General features: G+C 57.5%; 6 protein-coding genes. All 6 read right to left on the bottom strand.

The features are described 5' to 3' along the window. Positions 1 to 595: 595 nt before the first annotated feature. The 6 genes from SGJ19_20140 to SGJ19_20165 all read right to left on the bottom strand — a co-directional run bounded on the left by SGJ19_20140 (position 596) and on the right by SGJ19_20165 (position 5,627). Positions 596 to 763: a hypothetical protein gene (locus SGJ19_20140; GenBank protein MDZ4782563.1), complete on the bottom strand. Its 168-nt coding sequence runs from the start codon at positions 761 to 763 to the stop codon at positions 596 to 598. A 167-nt stretch (positions 764 to 930) separates the two neighbouring features. Further along, complete coding sequence (locus SGJ19_20145) at positions 931 to 1,389, bottom strand: ISAs1 family transposase (GenBank protein MDZ4782564.1); 459 nt, start codon at positions 1,387 to 1,389, stop codon at positions 931 to 933. A gap of 13 nt (positions 1,390 to 1,402) precedes the next feature. Then, a complete protein-coding gene (locus SGJ19_20150) occupies positions 1,403 to 2,338 on the bottom strand; it encodes a hypothetical protein (GenBank protein MDZ4782565.1) in 936 nt (311 codons plus the stop codon). 259 nt (positions 2,339 to 2,597) lie between these two features. Beyond that, positions 2,598 to 2,777: a hypothetical protein gene (locus SGJ19_20155; protein MDZ4782566.1), complete on the bottom strand. Its 180-nt coding sequence runs from the start codon at positions 2,775 to 2,777 to the stop codon at positions 2,598 to 2,600. Between the two features lie 149 nt (positions 2,778 to 2,926). Further along, positions 2,927 to 3,613 (bottom strand): hypothetical protein, encoded by a 687-nt coding sequence (locus tag SGJ19_20160; GenBank protein ID MDZ4782567.1) that lies wholly within the window; start codon positions 3,611 to 3,613, stop codon positions 2,927 to 2,929. A gap of 211 nt (positions 3,614 to 3,824) precedes the next feature. Beyond that, the gene (locus SGJ19_20165) at positions 3,825 to 5,627 is read right to left on the bottom strand and encodes a pseudouridine synthase (GenBank protein MDZ4782568.1); all 1,803 of its coding nucleotides are present in this window, start codon (positions 5,625 to 5,627) and stop codon (positions 3,825 to 3,827) included. Positions 5,628 to 7,024: the final 1,397 nt, after the last annotated feature.

A 7,024-nucleotide genomic window follows, 5' to 3' on the forward strand; every position in this document is an offset into this window, starting at 1 on the left:
CAACCCGCCGGCAAACGCGCCCGAACCCCGAATGCTACAGCTCATGTAAGACACTAATATCGTATCGCAGTTGTCTCAAATCCCTTGACACGCTCCGGTTCGGCTTCGCCGATACGGGGCGGCATGGTGTGGAGGTGGGAGCAACTGAGGAGCAACCGCAGCCGCCGACCGATTAGGGAGGAAGAAGGCTAAGGGCGGTAGTCCGCTTGTTCTGAGCGATAGCGACGGAGCAAGGCGGGCCGCCGAGCGATAGCGAGGAAGCAAGGCCCAACGCGGTAGTCCTAGATCGCCAAGGCCGAACGCGGTAGTCCTTGTCCGCGCCGAAGGCGACCGTACTCGACCCAACCCCCCGGTATCGAACAGAATAGAACCTTGTTTGGCCCCCTCTCCCGCGCGCAAAGCATCGGGGATCGAGGGGCCGCAGATCGCGGGAGAGGGTTGGGGTGAGGGTTGGCGCCAGAATGCGGTCGGCAGCACCAACACAAGCTGGCCAATCAAACGGAGACGCTCCGGGCGAAAATCCCCGGTGGCAAGTGCCGCCCCGGTATCTCGACCGGTACGAAAGTCCGTCCGACAAGGCCATCGAGCAAACTCGCTATTGCGCCGTACTGAGTTCGACGACGGTTTCGCGCAAATCCTCGCGGGCAAGCGCGATCCCAACGCGCTGGCTCGCACCGTCGCCCAAGCCGAGAGTGCTGAGAGCCGTGAACTGACTGTCGCAGACTTTCGAGCAATGCTGCCCAATCGCCCAAGTCGGCGACATTATCAACCTTCGACGTCATCACCCGGGGCGACGCGCTGACGCTCCTATTCTCCCTGCTCCCCTAATCACGGCCGACCGAAAACGGAGTGGTGTGGAAGTCGTATCTCGGCAATCGGTGGGGCGCGTAACGATGAACTCCTCCGCATCCGTTGCAGGGCCGGCGCACACTAAAGCGTTGCTCCAGTGACGACTTGCGTCAAGAATTTGTCGCTCCAGTTGCAACTGCGTCGTTTCATGACGAGGCTGGCTTTGTCGGGATGCTGCATTAAAAACGATAGCGTAAAGCGATTTAGCGAAGCAACGTTCTCACGGACCTGGTTGCCCCGGATGCAAAATTCATCTTCACGGTAGGTGAAGTCCAGTGGCCAATGGCAGCTGTTCTCGATGCCCCAGTGGCCGCGAACGGCGCGCGCGAAGTTTTTGACGCCCATCTCCAGGCTGCTGAGATAATAACGCAGTTCCGTGCTCTGCTTGCCGCCGCGCAGGCACGTCACCAGAGTTGCGCAGGCGGTCTTACCTGACCGGTGCCGAGGCAACGGCCTGAACACCGCCACCACCGGAAACCCGCAGCACTTCCCAGCGGTCGTCAGTCTTTTGTTGCGTTTCAACACTTCCTTATGAGTCAATAACATTCTCGTCTTATTCGGTGTCGCGCCGCTGGGCGCGCCCGATATTGAACGCCTTAGCCGCGGCGACTATTTGTTCAAACTCTAGATGCAGCTTCGCAAAGGGCCATGTGCCGTACGCACGTAGGGCAATCTCAGACAATTCCTGAACCGTATGCCGGTACATACCCGGCGCTCCCTCCACAACCTCGCCATAGGCAAGGTAGGTTCTCTGCACTTTTTGAATATCGCGAGTTAGATGAAGCAACGTTGGCCGTTCAGCGGCTGGCAAGGCTTGGAAAACCGGAAGCCATTGATCCAGAGTGAGCACGAAGCGGGGGTCCTTTACGAGCCAAGGACTTCGCAAGTCGGCGAACGATTGCGCCAGGTTTTGCAGGTCTGGGCGCTTGCCGCTTAGCAGCTCCGCGTTGCGGCGCCGGATGACGACGTTCTCCGAAAAACCGTCCACCTCGCCAAGATTCCAACCCAACGTACCGAGCAGTTTCGCAGTGACGCTGGTGCCAGAGTGTCCTACGCCAAGCAACAGCAAATTCGGGCGATCGTCTTGGTCCGCATATGCGGAAACCGGCGAGGGCGTCGCTTCCGAGAAATTCGAGGGCCGTAACTCAAGCATCTTTTGGCCGCGGGGATGGCCCCAATCTCCGATGTATTTAATCTGCCATCCTGCCGATTCGGCAAAGCTCCGCATCTGCGAGCGGGTGTAGTGAAAGACGCGGTGGTCATGCGACTCGGACGGGTTCACCTGCTCTCGCGCGCACTCGTTAAACGTTGCGTAAAGAACGCCGTTTCCAGCGAGCACTCCATGCAGCTTCGTGAGACATCGGCTGATAGATGCAGAACTGAGATGCGTGAAAAGCGACTGCGCCAAAGCGAAATCCGGACGTACGCCAAATCGATCAAATTCAAAGTCTTCCGAAACCACGAAGCGAGGCTGCTTCGCGGCGACCAATTCCGAACTCAATTCGTCACGCACGCCGGCCTGAATCAATTCGGCCTTGTGATCGATCCCGAGATACCGGCCAGGGTGCAGGTACGGGATGAAATGAACTCCGGCGCGCAAACTACCGCAGCCGACGTCCAGGAAAAAATGGTGCGGCTCGAGCTTTTTGGCCAGCAGATACTCGAACTGCAGTCGTCCGACCTCGTCCCACAGTCCGCCGACATACGCTCGATGCCAAGCTTCCGCCTTCATCGAATGCCCGCCCGCGTCAACTCTTCCCTTGGGCGCGGATTTTTGCGCGAATGGCCTGGAGTTGAACTGCGACAACCTCCCGTTCCGTGGGTGAGGTCGCGAGTTGAAAACGTTTTCTTAATGTTAATGCCGCATCCCGTAGAGCCTTGTCGAGCTGACCACCTTCTTGCTTTTGCGGACGCTTCTGCTGTGCCACGATACGACTCCTTAAAGTATGTCGCTAATCCGAACGCTTCCATCGCTTCGCGACGCAGGTTCATCACAACGCGCTTCATGCCCACGCGTTCCACCGACCTACTAGCGCGGAACTCGTGCGGCCACACTTACGCGGATATATAGGATTGGTCATCGGGGATGACCCAGCAATCGTCGACCTTCTTGTCGTTTAAGAACCCCCTGCATATCGCCTATCTGGTATTGCAATATGACCTGCAATGATCCCGTGTCCGCCTTCTCGGCCATTGAAAAACAAATGAACAACCGCCCTTCCGCCCCCTCAGCTGCCGACGCTAATAGTTCGAGAGCGGTCTTATTGCCGTCGTCCAATCGAACTTGCAGGACACGGGCGTCGGTGCGTAGGCCGGCAAAAGTGCCGGTGCCGAATCCGGTATAATCGCCCGCAAGTGTCTTCTCAACCAGTTCAGCGAACGTCCCGACAAATTTGATCGCACTTACCTTCCGTTGCAAAGGCCGCGCGCACACTACAGGCGTGGGTCCAACCCACAGGACACCGTGAGTGGTATCACTTGCTCGAATACCGGGGATCGACTTTGAAATCAGTTCGAAGGCGGATCCAAGCGTCGCGGCTTCCGAAAGCTTGAAGTTACGCAACACCGGATAAACGGCCTTCTCGCACACCAAGTGAATGGGTACGTCTGATCTCAATGAGAGTTGCGCGGTGAGTTCTGCGAGCGAGATTTCAGAATAATCGCACGCGCCGACGCCCACGCGTCGCCAGTCGTGACTGGAATCTGCAGCAGCGGGCGGTGCCGCTGCCGCCGTGAGCATAATGCCTATCATAAGAATCGACATGCACTTCCTCTAATGTGGAGTTATGGCCAACGACATCGTACCGGTATTTGTTGAAGGACTCCAATTCGTTCCAGACAGGGTTATCTCGATATCCGAACCGGTATGAGTCATGCCCCCAATCACGGTGGTCATCAATAATGGCTAGAGCACGAAGCTACGCGATCGCATTGCTCAACTCACGCTGCAGATCGAAGGCTGCGACCGTGACTGTCTAGCTTTCGCGGAGTTCGTCGGCCCACGGGGGCGACGGTGCTACAAAAGTGCGGCGTTTGCCGGATAGCGGATGAGTAAAGGCAATTTGTTTTGCGAACAGCTCCAACGGTGGATCATTCACTGCGACGGTCTGTTTGACGCCCAATTGATGCGCCTTCAAGTAAAGTTGCTCACCACAAATCGGCCATCCGAGTTCCCAAAGGTGGACTCGAATTTGATTTGTTCTTCCCGTGAGCGGGCGAGCCTCGATCAGTGCGGTGCCGTCGTTTAGTCGCCGCCTGACGGTGAACTCCGTTACTGCAGGCAGGCCGTCTTGCTCATCGATTACGCGCGAACCCCCTTCGCCGGCCTCGCTACTGATGGGTGCCGTCGAGCGAAACCGGTTCTCCGGCGGATGCCCCTGAATTCTCGCCAAGTAAACCTTCTCGACTTCGCCGCGCGCGAATTGCGGCTGAAGGAGTCCGGCCATATGACGAGTTCGAGCGAAAACGATCAGCCCCGAGGTGTTCGCATCAAGCCGATGTGCGGCCCGGGGACGCTGCGGTTGATAGACGACGCTTAAAATGTGCGTCAACGTGTTGCGATTGAATTGCCCGCTTGGATGGACCGGGAGTGGGGCGGGCTTATTCAACACGATCACGGCTTCGTCTTCGTGCACGATACGAATGTCGACGTTGACGTCCGGCTCACGGGTCCTCGGCTCCCAACGTAAGTATCGTTCACCTGCTTGCACGACACGGTCGGCCTCAACTTGCCGTCGGTCAATATTCAAAAACAACCCGCCCGCAAAAAGCCCAAGCCAGTGTTCACGTAAGACATGGCGAAACGTGTTCGTAAGAAAATCGAGCAGCGGCCGGCCGTCGGCCGACGCAGGCACGTCGATCGGGCGGTAGTTGTCGTACGGCTCGCTACCGGGAAGCGGCTGCGTCGCCATTGCCAGCGATTGTTGCCGCGCGATCAAAGCGCGTGACTGCTGCTCGGCACTCGTGAGAAAGCAGTACGGACAGGAAGTGCCTTTAAGAAACCGCGGATCTTGCTGCTCCGATGCCGTGAGCGGTGTAAGACACGCATAGCATTGCTCGCTTCGTGTTTCGTCGAGGCCCGCATCGAGACCGACTCGCTGATCGAAGACGAAGCACTCACCCTGATAATAGGCGGTGCCGCAATCCTGGAAGTATTTAAGAATTCCGCCTTCGAGTTGGAAGACCTGCTCAAAGCCCTGCTGCTTGAGATAGGGGCCGGCCTTTTCGCAACGAATTCCTCCCGTACAGAACATTACGATCGGCCGTTGCTTCAACTCCGCCGGAAGGCGGTCGGCCGCTTGCGGGAACTGTCGAAAGTGTTGAATGCCGATCGGCAATGCATCACGAAATGTGCCGAGCTTCACCTCGTAGTCGTTTCGCGTGTCGAGCAAGGTGATCGGACGCCCCTCGTCGAGCCATTGTTTAAGCTCGCACGGCGAAAGTTTCGCGGCTGGTCGGCGGGCGGGATCGATGCCGGGGACGCCGAAAGGGATAATTTCGCGTTTGATGCGAACGAGCATTCGATTAAACGGAGGTCGGTCGCTCGCGCTGATTTTAACCGCGAGATTTTCTAGACCCGCAATGCTGCGTAACTCTGCCAGCAGTAAGTCCGTTGACCAGCGCTCACCGGCTACAAACAGGTTGATCCCTTCGGTGCTCAGTAAGATCGTGCCACGCAACTGCCAATCGCTACAAAGGGCGCGCAGGCGCGAGCGTAACGACTTCAGATCGGACAGGTCTACGAACTGATAGGCGGCAACGTTAATTATGGGGGGCATGGCGACGTAGGCCCGACAGGCGGAGATGACGAGAATCCAAGTTTACGCCGACACGCGGACTCGCGGCTACCGTCTTTCTGGAGGAACAGGTCGTACGTACGCGGCGGGCTTCGGCGCATCCGATTCGTCGTTGCGTCCGCCGAGGTGCCATTTGCACCTATTCCAAACTCCGCGTCTGCTCTGCCTGCCTGCGGGGCCTGCCGTGAGCCCAGTCGAACGAAGCTCGTCGAACCGAGCGTGCAGAGCGAGTCGAAGGGGCCCGTCTTCCTTAGCGCTGCAAACGTTTGAAATTTGCTTCTCGCGAGAGGATTTTGCGCGGCGAGTTCGTTTGCCTTTTATTGATTGCGGACGTTCTTCTCTTCGGCTTCTCTCGTTTTATCTGCGTTCATCGGTGTTCATCGGTGGCTAACAAATCCTTCTGCTTCTCCCCATCTTCTCCGTGCCTCTGTGCCTCTGTGGTGAACAATTCGCCTCCTTCCCTTCGGTTGCGGCTACGCCGCGCTGAGTGCTTCTGTTCAACTCCAGATTCCGGGTTTAGCACTTTCTTCGCGACTTTGCCCCATCGCATCTTTGCGTTAAAAAATTCCGCCCGCCTCCGTCCTTGCAGCGGTTCCACCGTCGGCATTCCAGTCAGCCTCTCCCATTCGCGTGCTTTGCATGCTTCTGTTCAAACCCGGCTCCTTCCTTCCGGCTCTGGCACTCTTCGACTTTTGCACTCTTGCAACTAGCCGATCGTCTTTGCGTCTTTGCACCTTGGCGTCTTTGCGTTGAAAAATCCGCTGCGAGCTTCTGTGCTCGTCGGGATGAGCGCTCAATTCCGGATTCCGAATTCCGCTCCCTTATTCCGCGTCCCACGGCCGCCAAGCCCCGGCAATCCGTCCCTATTCGCGTTCAGGTTGAAAAAGGTTTTTCCAAACAGCAAACACAGCCGAAGGCGAAACACCAAACCCAAAGCAGCTAGAAACGCCCATATTCCCCGCACTCCGTCAAGTCACTGCTACACCCGGCGAAAATTCTCGCGCCACTGCTACACTATTTCTCCGGCCCCAATTCGGCCCTCTCCGGCGGCGACAACTCGCGCCGTTCTCGCGGTTTTTGCACATCATTCGCCGCCGCTCCGAGCCTCTCGACCAGGCTCACTGCTACACCCCGGCTTCGCGCTACTGGTACTTGCTACACGCATTTCCGTATCGTGCCTTCGTCAGAGCAACGCAGTTCGCCAAGCGATAGGTCAGCGAGCCGCTAGCGCCCGCAGTATCGCCACCGCCCCGATGGGCAGAATACGAAACACCAAACACGAAACACCAAACGCGATTCCCCAAGCCACGATCCCCGCCTCAATCGCACCGGGTCGGCCATTCGTCATTCGTGCTTCGTCATTCTTTCGTCATTCGTCA

Source organism: Planctomycetia bacterium (assembly GCA_034440135.1).
In the GTDB taxonomy this organism is placed as follows: Bacteria; Planctomycetota; Planctomycetia; order Pirellulales; family JALHLM01; genus JALHLM01.

Coding starts and splice junctions, on each gene's coding strand:
- SGJ19_20140 (MDZ4782563.1), bottom strand. CDS start 763: ATGTCGCCGACTTGGGCGATTGGGCAGCATTGCTCGAAAGTCTGCGAC.
- SGJ19_20160 (MDZ4782567.1), bottom strand. CDS start 3,613: ATGTCGATTCTTATGATAGGCATTATGCTCACGGCGGCAGCGGCACCG.
- SGJ19_20165 (MDZ4782568.1), bottom strand. CDS start 5,627: ATGCCCCCCATAATTAACGTTGCCGCCTATCAGTTCGTAGACCTGTCC.